The following is an 18,268-nucleotide window of genomic DNA, read 5'->3' as shown; positions in this document are numbered from 1 at the left end:
ATTTTTATTTCAATTTCTTTATATACTATTTTTAAAATATCATTTTTTTTCTTTAAAAGCAACAGATTTTTAGAAAATCTCTTTTACATCTTCACTGGCATAAACTGTTTCTCCAGCTTTTATTTTTTCCAGCATTTCATATCTTTTTTTAAGAGAAATTTTCTTAGACCAAATATTTTCTTTAAAGAAAATATTTTCTTCAGATGTTATTATTACATTCTCAGGAATCTTATAGCTGTCTCTTATTATTTCTCTTTCTTTGTTTAAGGGTTCTTCATTTAAAAATACAAGAGAATTATCAGGATAAGTTTCTAAATTTTCATTAAAGAAAATATAAAAATCATAATCTTTTATAATTTCTTCTGAAATATCACCAAAATATTTTATTTCATCAGGAATATTTTTCCCTACAAATAAAACTTTCTTTCCTGCTGTTTTAAAATAAAGTGCAACTGTTTTTGCTGTAACTCCTATTCCTCTGTTTTCTTCATACACTGCTGTTACAGCCTTCCTATTTTTAAATATTCCTGACAGAATTTTTTTCTGAAAACTATTATAAGGCAGCTCACCAATAAGAAATTTCTTTATTTCAATAAATACTTCATTAGCCTTTATTTTAAAGCATTCAAAATTATAATCTCTTTTTATTTTTATATGCACATTATAATTTTCATCTGTAAGAACTATTTTTGAAACTTCTATTTTAAAATTATAATTATATTTTTCATGAAGAGAAGTAAGAAGATATGATACAGGGGCATCTAACTCACCTATTGTAATTTTCTTATCTGTGACAAAAACCATTCCCTCTGAATAAATAAGTTTTATATTCTCACTTATTTTTCTTCTTGTATAAAAAACTGTTTCTATTGGAAATTTTGTATTATAAAGTTCCAAGTCTTCTTCAAAAGTATTTCTTATTTTTTCTGTATCTGTTTTTTTTACATCTTCAATATATATTTTATACTGATATCTGTTTTTAAAAATTTCTAATTTCAATTTAAAAGCAATATCAAGAACAGGATTTTTATCTATATCCTGAAACATATCCTCTGCCCCAAACCATATACAATTTTTAATTTCTACACCATTTTTTATAATATTCATCATAATATGGCTCTGATCTTTTCCTATTTTTCTTAAATTTGAATGAGAGCAATTTTTCATTGAAAAAAGTGGAATAGGATTCCCAAAGCCAAAAGGTTTTAATTTTGAAATTTCTTCTAAAAAATCATATGAAATTTTTTGAAGTTGCACTTCTTTATCTATTTTTACAGGTTTCATAAAATAAGATTTATCCATATTTTCTTCAATATACTTATCCATTCTCTCTGTAAAAATTTCAATATTTTCTATTGGAATTGAAAAACCTGCAGCACCTGCATGTCCCCCATACTTTACAAAAAGCTCTTTCATTGAGTTAAGTGCTTCTATAATATTAAAGCCTTCTATACTTCTGCAGGAAGCTGTAGCTATCCCTTCATTTTTTTTAATTTCCATTATAACAGCAGGTTTATAATATCTGTCTATAATTTTTGAAGCTACTATTCCTATAACTCCATGATGAAAATTTTCTTCTGCTGCAACAATTATATTTTTCTCATAAAGTTTTTTTCTTTCAATTTCATCTACAACACTTTCATAAATATCTGACTGTATATTTTTTCTCTCTGCATTTTTTTCCATAAGAGCATATGAAAGTTCATCACACACTTTATTATTGTCACTTGTAAAAAGTTCTACACCCATTTTGGCATCTTCAAGTCTTCCTGCAGCATTAAAAACAGGAGCTATTATAAATCCAACATCATAAGTGTCATATTCTTTTTCTCTAAAATCTGGGAATATTTTTCTAAGAAGAGTATTAAGCCCATTCCATTTTGTTTTACGAAGCTGTTTCAGACCTTGCTTTACAATTATCCTGTTATCTTCAACAAGAGGCACAATATCTGCTACAGTTCCTATAGCTGCAATATCAAGATATTTGTAAACTGAATCTTCTATATTAAGTTTTCTATATAGTGCAAGAAGAAGCATAAAAGCTGTTCCAACTCCTGCAAGACTTTTAAAATCATATTTATTATCTTCTCTTTTACAGTTTATAACACAATAAGCTTTAGGAAGTTCATTATTTATCTCATGGTGATCTGTTATTATCATATTCATTCTAAGTTCATTTGCATAATCAATTTCTTCTAAAGATGATATTCCACAGTCAACGGTTATTACTGTATCTCCTCCTGCATCTTTTATCTCTTTAATGGCGTTTTTATTAAGCCCATATCCTTCATCTCTTAAAGGAATATAATATTCAGTATTTATTCCTATCTCTTTAAATCCCAAATAAAGAAGAGAAGTAGAAGTTATTCCATCTACATCATAATCTCCATATATCCAAATTGTTTCTTTTTTTTCTCTTTTTTCTAAAATAAAATTAACAGCTTTTTCCATATCTGCAAGATCAAAAGGATTTCTTAAATCTGAAGTACTACATTCAATAAATTTTTCAATTTGTTCTTCTGTAGTAAGTCCTCTGCTCTCAAGAATTGAAAGCATATCTTGACTATATTTTTTTATAGTATAATTTTTTTTATTTTCTTTGTATATCCATCTTGTATTTCTCATTTCTGTCCTCTTCTTTCTTTTCAGAAAATTAATGTTCCTATATTAAATTATCTCAAATTAATCATTAAATAGCAATAGGTGCTATATGTTAAAATTATTATATATTTATAGAATTTTTTCTTCCAATGAAGTATAATTTATCTGATACATATTATTCACTATAACTTTGGAGGTAAGCATGGGAATTATTAAAATATTAGATGAAAAAGTGTCAAATATGATTGCTGCCGGCGAGGTTGTAGAGAACCCGGCAAGTATGATAAAAGAGCTTTTAGAAAACTCCATTGATGCTGAAAGCACATATATAAAAATCAATGTAAAAAACGGAAACAGATATGTTAAAATTTCTGATAACGGAAAAGGAATGACAAGAGATGATGTCCTTCTTTCTGTTGAAAGACATGCAACAAGTAAAATATCAACAAAAGAAGATCTTTCAAATATTCTTACTTATGGATTCAGAGGTGAAGCTCTCTCTTCCATTTCAGCTGTTTCAAAAATGAGTATCTCTTCTAAAACAGCAAATGATGAAACAGGAACCTTAATTACTCTTTCAGGAGGAAAAGTTACAAACCTTAAAGAAGTCCAAAGAGAAAAGGGAACAGAAATTGAAATTAAAGATCTTTTCTTTAATACTCCTGCAAGGCTTAAGTTTTTAAGAAAAGAATCCACAGAGTTAAGATATATAAAAGATATTGTAACTCAAGAAGCTTTAGCAAATCCCAATATCTCAATAATTCTTTCTTCTGAAGATAAGGAGATTTTGAGAACAAGTGGAAGAGGAATGAAAAATACAATTCTTGAGATTTTTGGAAAAAATACTCTTCAAAATGTTGTTTCTTTCCCTTTAGGATTTTTAGGAAATACTTCTCTTAATCGTTCAAATAAAGACGGAATTTTTATTTTTATAAATAACAGACCTGTGAAATCTAAAATTATTGAAGAAGCTTTAATTGACGGATATTATACAAAGCTTATGAAGGGAAGATACCCATTTGCAATTCTTTTTATAGAAATAGATCCTAGTGAAGTTGATGTAAATGTTCACCCTTCAAAAAAAATAGTTAAATTTTCTGATGAAAAATATATTTATAACTATGTTTATGATGCTGTAAGAGATAAACTTACAGGAGATGAAGATTTTGTTTCTCCTTCTATTTCTCTTGATTCAAAAACAGAAAATAATTTTCTGGATATAAATGATTTTACAAATTTCACTCCTAAAACATTTAAAGAAGAAATTATAAAATCAGAGCCTATATCCTTTGACATACCAGAGCCTGAAGAAAAATACGAAGTAAAAGAACCTGATATTTTTGAAACCTTCAAAGATACTTTTAGAGAAAAAGAAAAAACTGAAATTATTCATAATATTTCTGAAGAAAGTAAAGCTTCAAACATCGGAGAACCTGAAAAATATTCTGTTTCTTCAAATAAAAATTCATATCTTTTTGAAAAAAAAGAAACTAAAGAATATAATTTTTCAAAAAAAGAGTTCTCAAATGATGAAAAAACTGATAAACTAAATTCTATGGCAAATGAAATTTCTGTTCAGAAAGATAAAAAAGATTACAGAGTTATAGGACAGTTTGCCAATTCATATATTCTTATTGAAAGAAAAGGAGTTCTTGAAATCTACGATCAACATGTTGTACATGAAAGAATTCTCTATGAAAAATTTAAAGAGGAATATCATAATAAAAAAATTTCTACACAAAATCTTCTTGTCCCTATTAAAATAAATATATCTAACAAAGACAGAGAAATTGTTGAAGAACATCAAGAATCTTTAAAAAACTTTGGATTTGAGATTGATTTTTTTGGAAAAAATGATATCCTTGTAAGAGCTGTCCCTAATTTAAAATTTTCTTCAAGTATAGAAAGTCTTGTAAGAGAAATTATTGAGGACTTAAAAAATACAAAAATTAAAAGTACTCTTATTGAAGAAACTATTATTACAGCTTCATGTAAAAATGCAATAAAAGCAAATCAAGCTCTTTCAAATGAAGAAATAGAGATACTTCTTAATAAATTTTATTCTATAAAAGAATATACTTGTCCCCATGGAAGACCTATTATTTTGAAGTTGACTACTCTTGATATTGAAAAAAATTTTAAAAGAAAATAAGGAATAAATTTTTATGAATATAAATGTAATTTGTATAGGAAAAGTTAAAGAAAAATATATTAATGATGGTATAGCTGAATTTTCAAAAAGAATGCAGGCTTTTGGAAAACTTTCAATAATTGAACTTAAAGAATTTGGAAACGATTTTGAAAGAGAACTTTCTATAAAAAAAGAAGCTGAAAGCATTCTGGCTACCCTTGAAAAAAAGAAAGGTTTTAATATTCTTCTTGATATTGGAGGAAAAAACTTTTCCTCTGAAGAAATGGCTCAGAAAATTGAAGATATTGGAATCAAAGGATTCAGCACTGTTAATTTTATCATTGGAGGCTCTTATGGTGTTTCTGATGACATAAGAAAAGTTTCTAATCTGTCTTTAAGTTTTTCCAAAATGACTTTCCCTCATCAGCTTATGAGGTTAATTCTTATGGAACAGATTTACAGATGGTTTAGCATTATAAATAATATAAAGTATCACAAATAAATTAGGAGGAGATTATGTATTCACCAGGAGAATTTTTTTATTACGAAGATCTTGGAACTGAATTTGAGGTTTTAGCAAATTTAACTTATGACCATGATGAGTATATCATCGTTGAAAACGAGGATGGAGACAGATATGTTTTCATTTCAAATGATGACGAGGAAGAAGTTGAGCTTATAGAAGATGAAGACCTTGCTGATGAAATTTTAGAATACTGGGAAGAGGAGTATCTTGACAAAGCTGATATAGGTGACTGGGACGAAGATGAATATTACGACCGTGAAGATCATGTTAATATAGATGACAAATTTGAAGACTACGATGAGGAATATTAATGAAAATAAATTTAATTATGGAATCTCATGAATTAGGTGGAAATCCTGATGTGAGAGCAGTCACTGCCATAAAAAAAACAGATGGAGATTCTGTTTCATACAAATTTATTGATGAACTTGGAAAAACTTCCATAGAAATATTTAAAAATTCTGCTATAATATCTAGAGAAGGTTCTGTAAAATGTTCTATGATTTTAAAAAAAGGGATAAATACTCCCTTTGATTATATTTCAGAATACCTTAATACATCTTTTGATCTTTTCACCAAAGAGTTTGAACTTTCAGAAAATGGATTTAAAGCTGTTTATGTAATGTATCAAAATGGCAATCTTATAAATGAAATAAAACTCTCTGTATATGAAAAATAAAAAAGGGGGCATTATGAAAAAACTTTTACTTTTAGCAGCTCTTGTCTCTTTGTTTTATGGTTGTGAAAATATGCCTACAGCCAACAAGGGATTTACAGTTCCTGCTTATCAGGAAAATACACTTGCACAGGAAAGTTTCTTTTTAAATGATTCAGGAACAGCATATCTTTTAGATATATTATCTCAAAATATAAAATCTAATGCTGTAAGAGAATATGAAAGTGGAAACTATTTTGATATTTATATGGGAGAATATCTTTCTGTTCCATGTACTGATGCTGATACTCCAGCTCTTATACTAGCACCAAATATACAGTCCTATGATGCTTTTATAAAAAATGGACGCTTCTATTTCAGAAGTCTTTACCAAGGAGTTTATACTTTCAGCCTTATTAAAGAAGGAGTAACAGGAAGAACTATTACTGTAAACAATAAATCAAAATATAAAATTTCTGAAAAAGATTTAAAAAATATAGTTTATACTGACTATAATAATAAAAACATTGATACTTTAAAAAACAGTGTCACTTTATTTAAACTTGTTTTTCCTGACAGTACAGATAATCAAGAAGCAGCTTCTTTACTTTTCAATCTTGCTGTTATAGATGGAAATGCAAATATAGTAAGAACAGAAAGTGCTTTTCTTGAGGAAAATTATCCACTTTCTTCTCAGGATAAAATGAGACTTATAGCAGGAAAAGAAAAAACTTTAGGAAATGATTATAACCTTTCTGATAAGTATCTGGACTTTAACAGTAACTCTCCAGAACTTAATGATTATGTTATGAGAAACATTATAAAAAGAAGCAATCCTACAAACAATGAACTTCTTTTCCTTGAAAATGTCTATGCAGCAAGTCCTACAAAAGATCTTGCTGATATAATTGGAATGTTATACTTCAGAGCTGGAAATGTTATAAAAGGAACTCACTATTCTAATTCAACGAACGGAGTACTTCCTTCTCCTTTAAATAATTCTCTTATTACAGGAAACGAAAATAATATTCAAGGAGAGAATTCTGGAGAAACAACAGAAGAAAATTTAGGTTATTCTGATTTCCTTAATAATTATCAAAATGGAATTTCATATTATAAAGATGGAAGCTATGCTGAAGCAATTCTTCTTCTTGAGAAAAGTGCATCTGCTGAAGGAGATTTCAGAGAAAAAGAAAATATTCCTTTCTATCTTGGAGATTCATATATGATGTCAGGAAATTATGAAAAGGCTAAAGAAAATTTCCTTTTTCTTAAAAATACAAATGAATTTTTTCCTGAAGCTATGTATAAATTAGGAGAGCTTTATTATAAAAACGGAGAAAAAGATTTAGCAATTAAAACTTTTGAACAAAACAGAGATAACTTCCCTGGAACTGTATGGGGTAGAAAAAGCAGTATTTATCTATTAAAATTAAAATAATTATTTAAAATATAAAATTTGGAAGGAGAAATTATGAAAAGATATGCAGATATGGTCGCTGAAGACCGTCTTATTGCTGAACAATGGGACAAAATCAGAGAAATAAAAGAAATGGGATTTGATCCTTTTGGAAAGAAATATGATAAGAAACATATGATTGCTGATCTTCTTGCACATGAAGTTACAGGAGAAGACGACACTACTGAATTCCAAACTGCTGGAAGACTTATGGCTTTCAGAATTCAAGGAAAAGCAGGATTCGTAAGACTTGAAGATATGAGTGGAAGTATTCAGTTATATTTAAGAAAAGATAATCTTGGAGAAGAAATATGGGCTCTTGTTAAAAAATGTGGAACAGGAGATATCGTAGGAGTAAAAGGAACTCTTTTCATTACAAAAACTGGAGAAAAAACTCTAAGAGTAAATGAATTTACTCTTCTTTCTAAAAATGTAAGAGCTCTTCCTGAAAAATTCCATGGACTTACAGATGTAGAAACTAGATACAGAAAAAGATATGTAGACTTAATAATGAACAGAGAAGTTAAAGATACATTTATAAAAAGAACTAGAATTGTTACTGAAATCAGAAACTTCTTAAATGCAAAACACTTCTTAGAAGTGGAAACTCCTATGCTTCATCCAATCGTTGGAGGAGCTGCAGCAAAACCTTTCATAACTCATCACAATGCTCTTGATATGGAATTATATTTAAGAATAGCTCCTGAGTTATATCTTAAAAAACTTATCGTTGGAGGATTTGACAGAGTTTATGAAATGAACAGATGTTTCAGAAATGAAGGAATTTCTACAAGACACAACCCTGAATTTACAACAGTAGAACTATATATGGCTTATGCTGATTATGAAACTATGATGGACTTAACAGAAGAAATCATACAACATGTTGCTAAATCTGTTCTTGGAACTTTAACTGTTGAATACAATGGAAAAACTTTAGATCTTGGAAACTTCAAAAGAGCACATATGGTTGACTTAATAAAAGAATATACTGGTGTTGACTTCTGGAAAGAAATGACATTTGAAGAAGCTAAAGCAATAGCAAAAGAACATCATGTTGAAGTACTTCCTCACATGACAGGAGTTGGACATATTATAAACCAATTCTTTGAAGAAAAATGTGAAGAACATTTAATTCAACCGACATTTGTTTACGGTCATCCAGTTGAAATCTCTCCTCTTTCTAAGAGATTCCCTAATGATCCAAGATTTACAGAAAGATTTGAGCTTTTCATTGATGTAAGAGAATATGCAAATGCATTCTCTGAGCTTAATGATCCAGCTGACCAAAGAGGAAGATTTGAAGCTCAAATTGAAGAAGCTATGTTAGGAAACGATGAAGCTACTCCTGAAATTGATGACGATTTCGTTGAAGCTCTTGAATGTGCATTACCTCCTACAGGAGGACTTGGAATAGGAATTGACAGACTTGTTATGCTTCTTACTGGAAGCCCTACAATTAAAGATGTTATCCTTTTCCCTACATTAAAAAAACAAAACTAATTTAAATTAAAAAGACTGATGCAGAAATAAATAATTTTTTCTGCTCAGTCTTTTTTTATTTTTATTTTTATTTTTATTTTCCAAATGTTCCATTCTTCTCTTGCTGAATAGAAAGTTCTAAATAAGTTCTTGCAGCTTTTTTATATTTTTCTGTAAGTTCTCTATCCTCTATTATACTATCATCACTTTTTTTTCTAAGAACTCCCTCTATATTTATTCCATCAATATAAATATTTTCTTTATCTATAATACCTATAAAGTTATTTTCCACAACATAGGCAAATCCATCTTTATTTTCTTCAGAAAGTAAATCTTTTCCCCATGCTGAATGAATATAGTCTCCTCCAAGAAGCCCCATTATTGTAGGAAGAAGGTCAAGCTGAGAACCAGCCTTATCAATTATTTCATGTTTAAGCTGTCCTCCTGGTGTCCAAATTACAAGTGGATTAGAAAACTTTTTCCAGTCAATTTCAATAGCCTTTCTTCTATTTTCTCCATGGTCTGCTACAAAAACAAAAATTGTATTTTTTGCCCACTCCTTATCCTTCACAGCATTTACAAATCTTCCAATTGAATAATCTGCAAATTTAAAAGCATTATATCTTTCATAGTCAGGATAATCTTCTTCTGTAAATTCTTTGAAATTCTCATCTATATCAAATGGTGCATGATTACTTAAAGTAAAAACTTCAAAGAAAAAAGGCTGCTTAAGTGTTCCTAGATATTCTGCTGCTCTGTCAAAAAGCTTGTCATCAGGAACTCCCCATTTTATAGTTCTCTCTTTCTTAGAAAAATTATCTCTTGAAACAAAATTTGTTATTCCATTTGTTTCAAAGAATCCTTTCATATTATCAAATTCTATATCTCCTCCATACATAAAATGTGCTGAGTATCCTCTTTCTTTAAGAATCTGAGCTAAAGAAACAAAAGGCTTTTGTCCTACAGGTTTCTTTAAAATAGATTTCCCATACTGTGAAGGAAAACCTGTCAGAACTGATAAAATACCTCTATTAGATCTGTTCCCATTAGAAAAGAAATTTGTAAATAAAACTCCCTCTTCTGCAAGCTTATTATAATTTGGAGTAAGATCTGGACTTCCTCCTAAAGCTCCTACAGTATCTCCCATAAAACTTTCCATAAGAACTATAACAACATTATAGTTTTTTACTTCTTTTCCCGTTTTCGTTTCTCTTAAAAGTATATTTTTATCAGAAATAAAATTATCTTTTTCTGTTCCTATATATTCTCTCATATTATTCTTCAATTCTTTAGAAGTGAAAATTTTACTTATATTAGATTTTCCATTTCTTCTATCTTTTCTTGCAAGATCCATTGATTTTCCTAAAGCAAATACTCCATTTATAGCTGTTTGATTAGCAAAACTGTATTTGCTGAAATAAGCTCTTCCCCAGTTAAGTGTGCTCTGAGAAAATCCTCCTCTTGCACCAAAAACAGATAATATCCCAACAAGAAATATTGTTCCTATATCATTAAAAAAAGTTATTCCTTTTTCTCTGTCTTTGTAAACATCATTATTAAATGCTTTTAATGATATATATAAATAAATTCCTTCTATAATTATAAAAATTAAAAGTATAGAAAAAATATTATAGTCACCATATAATACTGTATTTCCTATTTCATCCATATGGTCTGTATAATCAAAGATTGTAGCATTAAGATGAAAATTAAAAGCTCTGTAATACTCTATATCACTAAGAAGAATAAAAAATATTATTGAAGATACGAATATTTTATAAATATTTACTATAATTTTTCCTATTATCCCTAGCCATATCACTCTTAAAAAACTATAAATTAAAAGAAAAATTAAAAGAATTCCAATATAATAACATGTAACTGAATTGTCAAATATCCAACCATATAAAAAACTTTTTCCTATAATTGATTTTGGGATTCCAGCTGTTCCCTCTCTGTTAAAAAATATAAACAATCCTCTGCAAATTCCCATAAGGAAAATAAGTGTAAGATATTCCTTCAGCAAATATTCTCCCATTTTTATATGTTTCATAAAACCTCCCAAATATGTAAAAACTTATAACAGTTTATTATATCACATTTGGTACACTTTAGTAATTTTTATTGTAAAAACATTGACACCTTGCTAATAAAGGTACTATAATAGCAAAGTATTATTATTAAAATACAACTAATAAAAATTTTGTAAAAAATAAAGTTTTAAGAAATTGAAAGAGCTTTCAGAGTGTAAAATTTTATTTTTTACAAAAAAGGAAAGGAATAATTTATGTTTAAACAATTTTTAATTCTGCTAGTTATAAACTTTGCAGGAGTTATTATTCAGAATCTTTTCCATCTTCCCCTTCCAGGTACGATTTTGGGAATGCTTATTCTTTTTATTCTGCTTTGGACAAAAGTTCTTAAAGTTGAAAGTGTGGAAAAAGTATGTGATTTTCTTATACTTAATATGATTATATTTTTTCTTCCTCCTGCTGTAGAACTTTTAGAATACATGACACTGCTTAAAACAGGATTTTTCAAAATCCTTATTCTGTTAATTGTTACCACTGTTATCACTATGGTAGTCACAGGAAAAACTGTTGAATACTGCATAAAAAAAATGGAGAAAAAATAATGGATATATCAATTTTAAATACACCACTTTTTGGATTAATTCTTACAATATCTGCTTTTCATATAGGACTTTTTGTTTTCAAAAAAACTAAATTTCCTATTTTTAATCCTTTACTTATAGGAATTGTAATTGCAATGGGAGTTATGTCTTTCTTTAATATTCCTCTTGATTACTTCAGAAGAGGGGGAGACTATATGACATTTCTTCTTGCACCTGCTACAATTTCTTTAGCTCTTCCTCTTTACAAGCAGCTTGATAAACTAAAACAGAACTTCCTGCCTATAATAATAGGTTCTCTTGTTGGAGCAGCTACTGCAATAGTATCAACTATACTTCTTGGAAAGCTTTTAGGAATAGATAAATTACTTCTTGTTTCTTTTATGCCTAAATCAATAACTACACCTATAGGAATTGAACTTAGCAAACTTCTTGGAGGAGTTCCCGCAATTACAATCTTTGCAATAATTGTTACAGGAATAGTTGGAAATGTTCTTGCACCTGCTGTATGTAAATGTTTTAAAATAAAGCATCCAGTGGCAAAAGGAATAGGAATAGGAATTTCAAGCCATGCTGTAGGAACTTCAAAAGCTTTGGAAATGGGAGAAGTGGAAGGAGCAATGAGTGCTCTTTCAATAGTTGTTTCAGGAATTATTACATTCCTTATAGCACCTTTATTTATCTTTCTTATTTCATAAAACTTTTAATAATACAAAAAAAGAAACTGAAAATTCAGTTTCTTTTTTATTAATATCTTTTAATTAATATTTTATTAAAGCTCTACTCTACTACTAATGTTCCATTTTTAATTCTAGAGATAACAAATTGGTGAGCATCTACAATTGCATTTGTATATGCAAATTTAGTTTCCCCTTCAAACATTCCATTAAGAAGAACTTGAGACTGCTCTTCAGCATTTGCCTCTAAAGTTTCTAAATCTATTTCACCTCTTTTGTATTCTTCTACTAACGCATCAAACATTTTATCAAAAGTTTCTTGATAAACTTGCTCTGCTATATTTTCAAAGTTCATATTTCACCTCACTAATTAATTTGCAAATTTATATAAATTTATATACTTCTTATGTAAAAATAATAACATTTTTTACTCATTTTGTCAACTTTTAATTATTTAATATTGTTAATAAAAAAGCCGGCATAAAAGCCGGCTCTAATTTATATTTTATTATTTTCCGAAGTATCTGTTTAATAATCCAGTGAAAGCTTTTCCGTGTCTAGCTTCGTCTTTAGCCATTTCATGAACTGTATCATGGATAGCGTCAAATCCTAACATTTTTGCTCTCTTAGCAATATCAAATTTACCAGCTGTTGCTCCATATTCAGCTTCAACTCTAGCTTTTAAGTTTTCTTCTGTAGAAGCACTTACACATTCTCCTAATAATTCAGCAAATTTTGCAGCATGTTCAGCTTCTTCAAAAGCTATTCTTTTGTAAGCTTCTGCAACTTCTGGATATCCTTCTCTGTCAGCAACTCTTGACATAGCTAAGTACATTCCAACTTCTGTACATTCTCCTTCAAAGTTTGCTCTTAAACCAGCGATTATTTCTTCATCTCCACATTCCATTCCTTCACCGATTTTATGTTCAGTTGCCCAGATTTTTTCAGCTCCTTCAACTATTTCTTCCCATTTATCTGGTCCTACACCACATACAGGACATTTTACTGCACCTTCGTTAATTATTTCTCCACATACTTTACATCTAAATTTTTTCATAATTCTATCCTCCGTACTTTAAAAAAATAATTTGTAATCATTTCAATTATGTTTTAAGTATAGCACCTTTTTTGTATCTTGTCAATAGAAAAATATATTTTTTGTCTTATTTTATTTTTCACATTTTCTTTAAAATGAAAGGTTATTTAATGACACATAAAAAAATAAAACTGAAAGACAAATTTTTAAATTCACCTTTCAGTTTTTTAATATTATTTATTTTTTTTTGCTTTTCTTTTACAAGGACCATTTTCAATAGCCACAAGATCTTCAAAAGTTACTGCTGCAAACTCATCAAACAATACCTTTTTAATTCTTTCCATTGTTGTATGAATAGCACATCTTCCAGATTTAAAACCACAGATTTCATTGCTGGCAACACAATCTTTAAAATCCATAACCTCTACTATATTCATAACATCAAGAAGAGTAATTGTCTTTCTGTCACGCTCAAGACAGAACCCTCCTCCAATTCCCTTTTTAGAATTAATTATTTTCCCATCAACAAGTCTTGTTAAAATTCTTTTTCCAAGATTTTTAGGTATTTCATTTATTTCTACAAGTTCATCTCCGCTGAATCTTTTGTTATCTCCTTGATTCATACTTAAGAATAAAACTATTCTAAAAGCATAATCTGTCTCTTTAGTTATCTTCATAAAACTCTCCTTCATCTCAAAAAAATACTTATACCATAATATAATTTTAGTATACTATGTTATTTGTAAAAAGTAAAATATTTATTTTATATTTTATTCTCTTTTTTCTCTTCATTTCCTTCTCTTAAAAACAAAACTGGAAAATAAAATTTTTTATGTAGAAAATTTTATTTTCCAGCCTCTTATTGTATTAACTTTTCTGTTATATTACTTCATTTGTTTTAAAACTTCTTTATACTGAACTTTCATCATTTTTAAAGTAGCTTTTTTAATTAGGTTATACCATTTAAGCTGCATTGCTTCTATACCTTTTAATGAATCAGTTAAAAGTCTTTTTAAAAAATCAAATTCTTCATAACTTAATTTTAATTCAGTTGTAGCTTTATTTTCACAAGCTGACTTCACATAATCAAAAAATGTAAGTACACCTTTCATTTGACTGTCTGCATAAGTTTCTGAAAATTGTTTCTTTATATCTGTCATAAATCTTACTAAGAATTTCTTATGATTTTTTTCCAGCTTTACAGAATATTTTCTTTTTCCCTTCCCTATTTTTTGTAAAAGACTCATCATTCCCATCATTGATGACATACTGTTCATTTCCATAGGATTTAATTTCTCTGGATTTACTCTTTGCCCTTTCATTATAACCTCCGACTTTATATTTTACCTATTATCATTTCTATTTTTTCCTGAGATATAGCCCCTTCTCTCAGTATTTTTATATTTTCACTGCTCATATCTATGATTGTAGAAGCTGTTCCTATAGGACATTTTCCTCCATCTACAATTATATCAACTCTTTTTTTAAATTCCTCATCAAGTTCTTCATAAGAACGAGGTGTTGCTTCTCCTGAAATATTAGCACTTGTTGTAGGAAGGATTCCTCCTGCACTTTCTATTATTTTAAGTGCTGTTTCATGATTAGGCATTCTTACTCCTACTGTTTTTCCATTTGAAATCATTATAGGAGGAACTATATTCTTACTTTCAAGAATTATTGTAAGGCCACCAGGCCAAAACTCTCTGATAAGTTTTTCAATTTTTTCTCTGTTTTTCTCATTTATAAAAGCTATATCTTCTATTTTATCAGCACTGCTTACTAGTGCTATAAGAGGAGATGAAAAACTTCTGTCTTTAGCTTTATAAATATCTTTTATAGTTTCTTCATTAGTTATTACTCCACCTACTCCATAAACAGTATCTGTAGGATAAATAATAAGTTTTCCCTCTTTTAATTCAGTTCCTAATTTTTTATAATCTATTTCGTTATTTTTCATTTTCCACCTTCATTTAAAAATACAGCTGTGAATAAATGTAACTTCAAAATATTTTAACATAAAATAAAATAAAAAGCTAGTCTAAAGACTAGCTTTTTCATATAATTTCTTAGTTTTATGCTTTTTAGATATTTTCAAAGCTTTCAAATAATTCAGATACAGATTCGTGATTTACGATTCTTTTTATTGCTTCTGCAAATAATCCATCAACTGATAAAACTTTAATTTTATCTATTTTCTTTTCTTCAGCAAGTTTTATTGAGTCAGTTATGATTACTTCTTTTACTGAACAATCTTGTAATCTTCCAACAGCAGGCCCTGAAAGAATAGCATGTGAACAACAGATGTAAGATTCTTTTGCTCCTCTTTTCATAATTGCTTCTACTCCGTTTACTATAGTTCCAGCAGTATCAATCATGTCATCAATGAAAATAGCAGTTTTTCCTTCTACATCTCCTATAAGGTTCATAACTTCTGACATATTTGGTTTTGGTCTTCTTTTGTCAATAATAGCAATTTTACAGTCAAGCCATTCAGCTAATTTTCTTGCTCTTTTTACCCCTCCGATATCTGGAGAAACAACTACAACATCATCTCCAGTAAGACCTTTATTGATAAAGTATTTTGCTAGTAATGGTAATGCTTGTAAGTGGTCTACAGGAATATCAAAGAATCCTTGAATCTGATCAGCATGTAAATCCATTGTTACTATTCTGTTTGCTCCAGCTTTTGTTAAAAGGTTAGCAACTAATTTTGCTGTAATTGGTTCTCTTGGGCTTGATTTTCTTTCTTGTCTTGCATATCCATAATATGGAAGCAATACATTGATTGTTTTTGCTGATGCTCTTTTTAATGCATCAATAAAGATTAAAAGTTCCATTAAGTTTTCATTTACTGGTCCAGAAGTAGGTTGAATAACAAATACATCTCTTCCTCTTACAGTTTCGTCTACTCTTACATAAACTTCTCCATCTTTAAATCTTACGATTTGCACATCTCCTAAAGCTAAATCAAGTTTTCTAGCTATTTTTTCAGCTAGTTCTACATTTGATGTTCCTGAAAAAATTTTAACTTCTTTCATTTCCATTTTTTGCATTTTTTTTATTTCCTCCATTCAAATTTAATTATTTGCTTACTTCTTTCAACTGCAAGAGCTCTTGGAGCTACATCTTTTGTTATTACAGAACCTGCTCCTGTTATTGCCTTGTCTCCTATATTTACAGGAGCCACAAGCATTGTATCACTTCCTATAAATACATTTTCACCTATTACTGTATCAAATTTATTAACTCCGTCATAGTTACATGTTATTGTTCCTGCACCTATATTAGTATCTTTTCCTACTGTTGCATTTCCTAAATATGTAAGATGACCTGCTTTTACTCCATATTCAAGAGTTGATTTCTTAACTTCAACAAAGTTTCCTATATGAACTTTTTCTTTAAGATGAGATTTTGGTCTTAAATGAGCAAATGGTCCCATAGTAACTTTATCATCAACTATACTTTCTTCTATTACAGATGATTCTATTCTTATATCATTTCCCAAAGTACTGTCTATTATTCTTGTGCAGCCTATGATTTCACAGTTTTCACCTATTACTGTATTTCCCTGAAGCATTACAGTTGGATAAATAACTGTGTCTCTTCCTATTTTTACTGTTTCTTCTATATAAGTTGAAGCAGGATCTATAAGGATTACTCCCTCTTCCATAAGAGAAGTATTTTTTCTCTCTCTTAAAATTTTTGATGCTTCTGCAAGTTCAACTTTTGAATTTACTCCAAGTATTTCTCTGTTATCTTCAAGAACAAAACTTGCTACAGTTTTTCCCTCTCCTACTTGAATTCCAACTATATCTGTAAGATAATATTCACCTTTTTCATTATTATTTGTAACTTTTTTAAGAGCTGCAAAAAGTTCTTTAGCATTACAACAATAAACCCCTGCATTAACCTCTTTTATTTTTTTAGTTTCTTCATCAGCTTCTTTTTCTTCAACTATTGCTGTTACTTTTTCTCCATTTTTTACTATTCTTCCATATCCAAATGGATTTTCATATACAGATGTAAGAATTGTAGTAGCTACTCCAGATTTTTTATGAGCTTCATACATTGCTTTTAAAGTTTCATGTCTTAAAAGTGGAGTATCTCCATATAAAATCATTACATCTCCTTCATAATCCTTAAGAAGATTCTCTGCCTGCATTATTGCATGACCTGTTCCTAGCTGCTCTTCCTGAACTGCATATTTTATTTCCCCAAGTTCTTTTAATATTTCTTCTTTTTTATGTCCAAGAATTAATATATTTTCTTCTGTTCCTAATTTTTCTAGTTCATTTAAAATCTTTTTTACCATTGGTATTCCATTTACTTTATGGATTACTTTTGGAAGATCAGATTTCATTCTTGTTCCTTTTCCCGCTGCCAAAATAAGAGTTTTTAATTTCATAACCATCCTCTTTTCATGTAATTTTTACATTTTATTATATCATAATTTTTTACATATAAAAAGTATTATTATATGACCATTCTTTCAAAAGTTATTAAAGATTTTTAATTATCCATGAAGTTTTTCATAAGCTTCATTTATTTCTTTAAATTTTTTCTCATGATAATCTTTAACTTCCTGACTTTCATTTGCAAATCTATCAGGATGATGTTTTTTAGCCTGCTCTCTGTAAGCTTTTTTTATTTCATCTTGTGTTGCCCCAGGCTGAACACCAAGAATTGTATAATATTTACTTTTGTCCTCAAATGGATTACTGTATCCATTTCCACTGTTATTGTAATATCCTCCATTTTGATTATAATATCCACTAGACTGATTTCCTGAAGTATAGCCTCTGAAAAATTCTTCAAAATCTTGAGCATTTCCTGTTCTGTAATAATAAGTTCTAGTTCTTGAATATGGTTGTTTTTTATTTCTTAACATTACATAAACAAGATATATAAGTATTAAAGGGAAAAAAGTTACAACTATATATCCAAAGAACATAAATAAAACAGCTAAAACAAGCAAAGCTGGAATAAAAGTTACAGCTCTCTGAATTCCTGCAGAACCAGCTATTACAAAAAATAAAACTGCTGCTATTATTAACGCTAATTCCATTAAT

General features: G+C 28.7%; 18 protein-coding genes. 8 read left to right on the top strand and 10 right to left on the bottom strand.

Translation table 11 applies throughout. The features are described from left to right. Nucleotides 1-69 precede the first annotated feature (69 nt). Nucleotides 70-2,625 carry a single-stranded-DNA-specific exonuclease RecJ gene (recJ, locus tag I6E17_RS01835; RefSeq protein ID WP_235235142.1) on the bottom strand — a complete coding sequence of 852 codons (2,556 nt, stop codon included), beginning with the start codon at nt 2,623-2,625 and terminating at the stop codon, nt 70-72. 178 nt (nt 2,626-2,803) lie between these two features. Here recJ and mutL point away from each other — a divergent pair, with 178 nt between their 5' ends. From mutL to lysS, 6 genes are read left to right on the top strand one after another with little or no spacing between them, the layout of a single operon-like run. Continuing rightward, on the top strand, nt 2,804-4,753 hold the full coding sequence (gene mutL / locus I6E17_RS01830) for a DNA mismatch repair endonuclease MutL (RefSeq protein WP_235235141.1): 1,950 nt from the start codon (nt 2,804-2,806) through the stop codon (nt 4,751-4,753). Between the two features lie 13 nt (nt 4,754-4,766). After that, complete coding sequence (gene rlmH / locus I6E17_RS01825) at nt 4,767-5,234, top strand: 23S rRNA (pseudouridine(1915)-N(3))-methyltransferase RlmH (protein WP_176829564.1); 468 nt, start codon at nt 4,767-4,769, stop codon at nt 5,232-5,234. Nucleotides 5,235-5,248: 14 nt separating this feature from the next. After that, the gene (locus I6E17_RS01820) at nt 5,249-5,569 is read left to right on the top strand and encodes a hypothetical protein (protein WP_176829565.1); all 321 of its coding nucleotides are present in this window, start codon (nt 5,249-5,251) and stop codon (nt 5,567-5,569) included. Then, complete coding sequence (locus tag I6E17_RS01815; RefSeq protein WP_176829566.1) at nt 5,569-5,937, top strand: DUF1934 family protein; 369 nt, start codon at nt 5,569-5,571, stop codon at nt 5,935-5,937. The genes I6E17_RS01820 and I6E17_RS01815 overlap by 1 nt, the downstream gene beginning before the upstream one ends. A 13-nt stretch (nt 5,938-5,950) precedes the next feature. Then, a complete protein-coding gene (locus I6E17_RS01810) occupies nt 5,951-7,354 on the top strand; it encodes a tetratricopeptide repeat protein (protein ID WP_235235140.1) in 1,404 nt (467 codons plus the stop codon). A gap of 33 nt (nt 7,355-7,387) precedes the next feature. Further along, on the top strand, nt 7,388-8,875 hold the full coding sequence (lysS, locus tag I6E17_RS01805) for a lysine--tRNA ligase (protein WP_235235139.1): 1,488 nt from the start codon (nt 7,388-7,390) through the stop codon (nt 8,873-8,875). A gap of 73 nt (nt 8,876-8,948) precedes the next feature. Here lysS and I6E17_RS01800 read toward each other — a convergent pair whose 3' ends face one another. Beyond that, nucleotides 8,949-10,907, bottom strand: a complete 1,959-nt coding sequence (locus I6E17_RS01800) for an LTA synthase family protein (RefSeq protein ID WP_235235138.1) — start codon at nt 10,905-10,907, stop codon at nt 8,949-8,951. 234 nt (nt 10,908-11,141) lie between these two features. Between I6E17_RS01800 and I6E17_RS01795 the strand changes: the two genes are divergently transcribed. Continuing rightward, entirely contained in the window at nt 11,142-11,489 is a 348-nt protein-coding gene (locus I6E17_RS01795; protein ID WP_235235136.1) for a CidA/LrgA family protein, read from the top strand. Continuing rightward, nucleotides 11,489-12,184 carry an LrgB family protein gene (locus tag I6E17_RS01790; protein WP_235235135.1) on the top strand — a complete coding sequence of 232 codons (696 nt, stop codon included), beginning with the start codon at nt 11,489-11,491 and terminating at the stop codon, nt 12,182-12,184. The genes I6E17_RS01795 and I6E17_RS01790 overlap by 1 nt, the downstream gene beginning before the upstream one ends. Before the next feature lie 82 nt (nt 12,185-12,266). On the opposite strand, the gene I6E17_RS01785 is transcribed toward I6E17_RS01790, so the two are convergent. From I6E17_RS01785 to I6E17_RS09960, 8 genes are all read right to left on the bottom strand, one after another. After that, nucleotides 12,267-12,518 (bottom strand): hypothetical protein, encoded by a 252-nt coding sequence (locus tag I6E17_RS01785; RefSeq protein WP_176829572.1) that lies wholly within the window; start codon nt 12,516-12,518, stop codon nt 12,267-12,269. 153 nt (nt 12,519-12,671) lie between these two features. Further along, entirely contained in the window at nt 12,672-13,220 is a 549-nt protein-coding gene (locus I6E17_RS01780) for a ferritin family protein (RefSeq protein ID WP_176829573.1), read from the bottom strand. A 212-nt stretch (nt 13,221-13,432) separates the two neighbouring features. Beyond that, nucleotides 13,433-13,876: an RrF2 family transcriptional regulator gene (locus tag I6E17_RS01775; protein WP_176829574.1), complete on the bottom strand. Its 444-nt coding sequence runs from the start codon at nt 13,874-13,876 to the stop codon at nt 13,433-13,435. Between the two features lie 207 nt (nt 13,877-14,083). Further along, complete coding sequence (locus tag I6E17_RS01770) at nt 14,084-14,521, bottom strand: hypothetical protein (protein ID WP_235235134.1); 438 nt, start codon at nt 14,519-14,521, stop codon at nt 14,084-14,086. Between the two features lie 14 nt (nt 14,522-14,535). Beyond that, nucleotides 14,536-15,156 (bottom strand): L-threonylcarbamoyladenylate synthase, encoded by a 621-nt coding sequence (locus I6E17_RS01765; RefSeq protein WP_235235133.1) that lies wholly within the window; start codon nt 15,154-15,156, stop codon nt 14,536-14,538. A 124-nt stretch (nt 15,157-15,280) separates the two neighbouring features. Further along, nucleotides 15,281-16,243, bottom strand: coding sequence for a ribose-phosphate diphosphokinase (locus I6E17_RS01760; protein WP_176829581.1), 963 nt, complete (start codon nt 16,241-16,243; stop codon nt 15,281-15,283). A gap of 14 nt (nt 16,244-16,257) precedes the next feature. Then, entirely contained in the window at nt 16,258-17,604 is a 1,347-nt protein-coding gene (gene glmU, locus I6E17_RS01755; protein WP_235235132.1) for a bifunctional UDP-N-acetylglucosamine diphosphorylase/glucosamine-1-phosphate N-acetyltransferase GlmU, read from the bottom strand. Between the two features lie 108 nt (nt 17,605-17,712). Next, a complete protein-coding gene (locus I6E17_RS09960; RefSeq protein WP_328225441.1) occupies nt 17,713-18,264 on the bottom strand; it encodes a DnaJ domain-containing protein in 552 nt (183 codons plus the stop codon). Nucleotides 18,265-18,268: the final 4 nt, after the last annotated feature.

The organism is Fusobacterium perfoetens, from assembly GCF_021531595.1.
In the GTDB taxonomy this organism is placed as follows: domain Bacteria; phylum Fusobacteriota; class Fusobacteriia; order Fusobacteriales; family Fusobacteriaceae; genus Fusobacterium_B.
Note: the sequence above shows the minus strand (reverse complement) of the source record. Positions and strands in the feature narration are given on the sequence as shown.

Excerpts from the sequence above, each read along its gene's own strand:
- I6E17_RS01765 (WP_235235133.1), bottom strand. The coding sequence starts at position 15,156 with ATGAAAAATAACGAAATAGATTATAAAAAATTAGGAACTGAATTAAAA.
- I6E17_RS01780 (WP_176829573.1), bottom strand. The coding sequence starts at position 13,220 with ATGAAAAAATTTAGATGTAAAGTATGTGGAGAAATAATTAACGAAGGT.
- I6E17_RS01785 (WP_176829572.1), bottom strand. The coding sequence starts at position 12,518 with ATGAACTTTGAAAATATAGCAGAGCAAGTTTATCAAGAAACTTTTGAT.
- glmU (WP_235235132.1), bottom strand. The coding sequence starts at position 17,604 with ATGAAATTAAAAACTCTTATTTTGGCAGCGGGAAAAGGAACAAGAATG.
- I6E17_RS01810 (WP_235235140.1), top strand. The coding sequence starts at position 5,951 with ATGAAAAAACTTTTACTTTTAGCAGCTCTTGTCTCTTTGTTTTATGGT.
- I6E17_RS01790 (WP_235235135.1), top strand. The coding sequence starts at position 11,489 with ATGGATATATCAATTTTAAATACACCACTTTTTGGATTAATTCTTACA.
- I6E17_RS01820 (WP_176829565.1), top strand. The coding sequence starts at position 5,249 with ATGTATTCACCAGGAGAATTTTTTTATTACGAAGATCTTGGAACTGAA.
- lysS (WP_235235139.1), top strand. The coding sequence starts at position 7,388 with ATGAAAAGATATGCAGATATGGTCGCTGAAGACCGTCTTATTGCTGAA.
- I6E17_RS09960 (WP_328225441.1), bottom strand. The coding sequence starts at position 18,264 with ATGGAATTAGCGTTAATAATAGCAGCAGTTTTATTTTTTGTAATAGCT.
- I6E17_RS01770 (WP_235235134.1), bottom strand. The coding sequence starts at position 14,521 with ATGAAAGGGCAAAGAGTAAATCCAGAGAAATTAAATCCTATGGAAATG.
- I6E17_RS01795 (WP_235235136.1), top strand. The coding sequence starts at position 11,142 with ATGTTTAAACAATTTTTAATTCTGCTAGTTATAAACTTTGCAGGAGTT.
- rlmH (WP_176829564.1), top strand. The coding sequence starts at position 4,767 with ATGAATATAAATGTAATTTGTATAGGAAAAGTTAAAGAAAAATATATT.
- I6E17_RS01800 (WP_235235138.1), bottom strand. The coding sequence starts at position 10,907 with ATGAAACATATAAAAATGGGAGAATATTTGCTGAAGGAATATCTTACA.
- I6E17_RS01760 (WP_176829581.1), bottom strand. The coding sequence starts at position 16,243 with ATGGAAATGAAAGAAGTTAAAATTTTTTCAGGAACATCAAATGTAGAA.
- I6E17_RS01775 (WP_176829574.1), bottom strand. The coding sequence starts at position 13,876 with ATGAAGATAACTAAAGAGACAGATTATGCTTTTAGAATAGTTTTATTC.
- I6E17_RS01815 (WP_176829566.1), top strand. The coding sequence starts at position 5,569 with ATGAAAATAAATTTAATTATGGAATCTCATGAATTAGGTGGAAATCCT.
- mutL (WP_235235141.1), top strand. The coding sequence starts at position 2,804 with ATGGGAATTATTAAAATATTAGATGAAAAAGTGTCAAATATGATTGCT.
- recJ (WP_235235142.1), bottom strand. The coding sequence starts at position 2,625 with ATGAGAAATACAAGATGGATATACAAAGAAAATAAAAAAAATTATACT.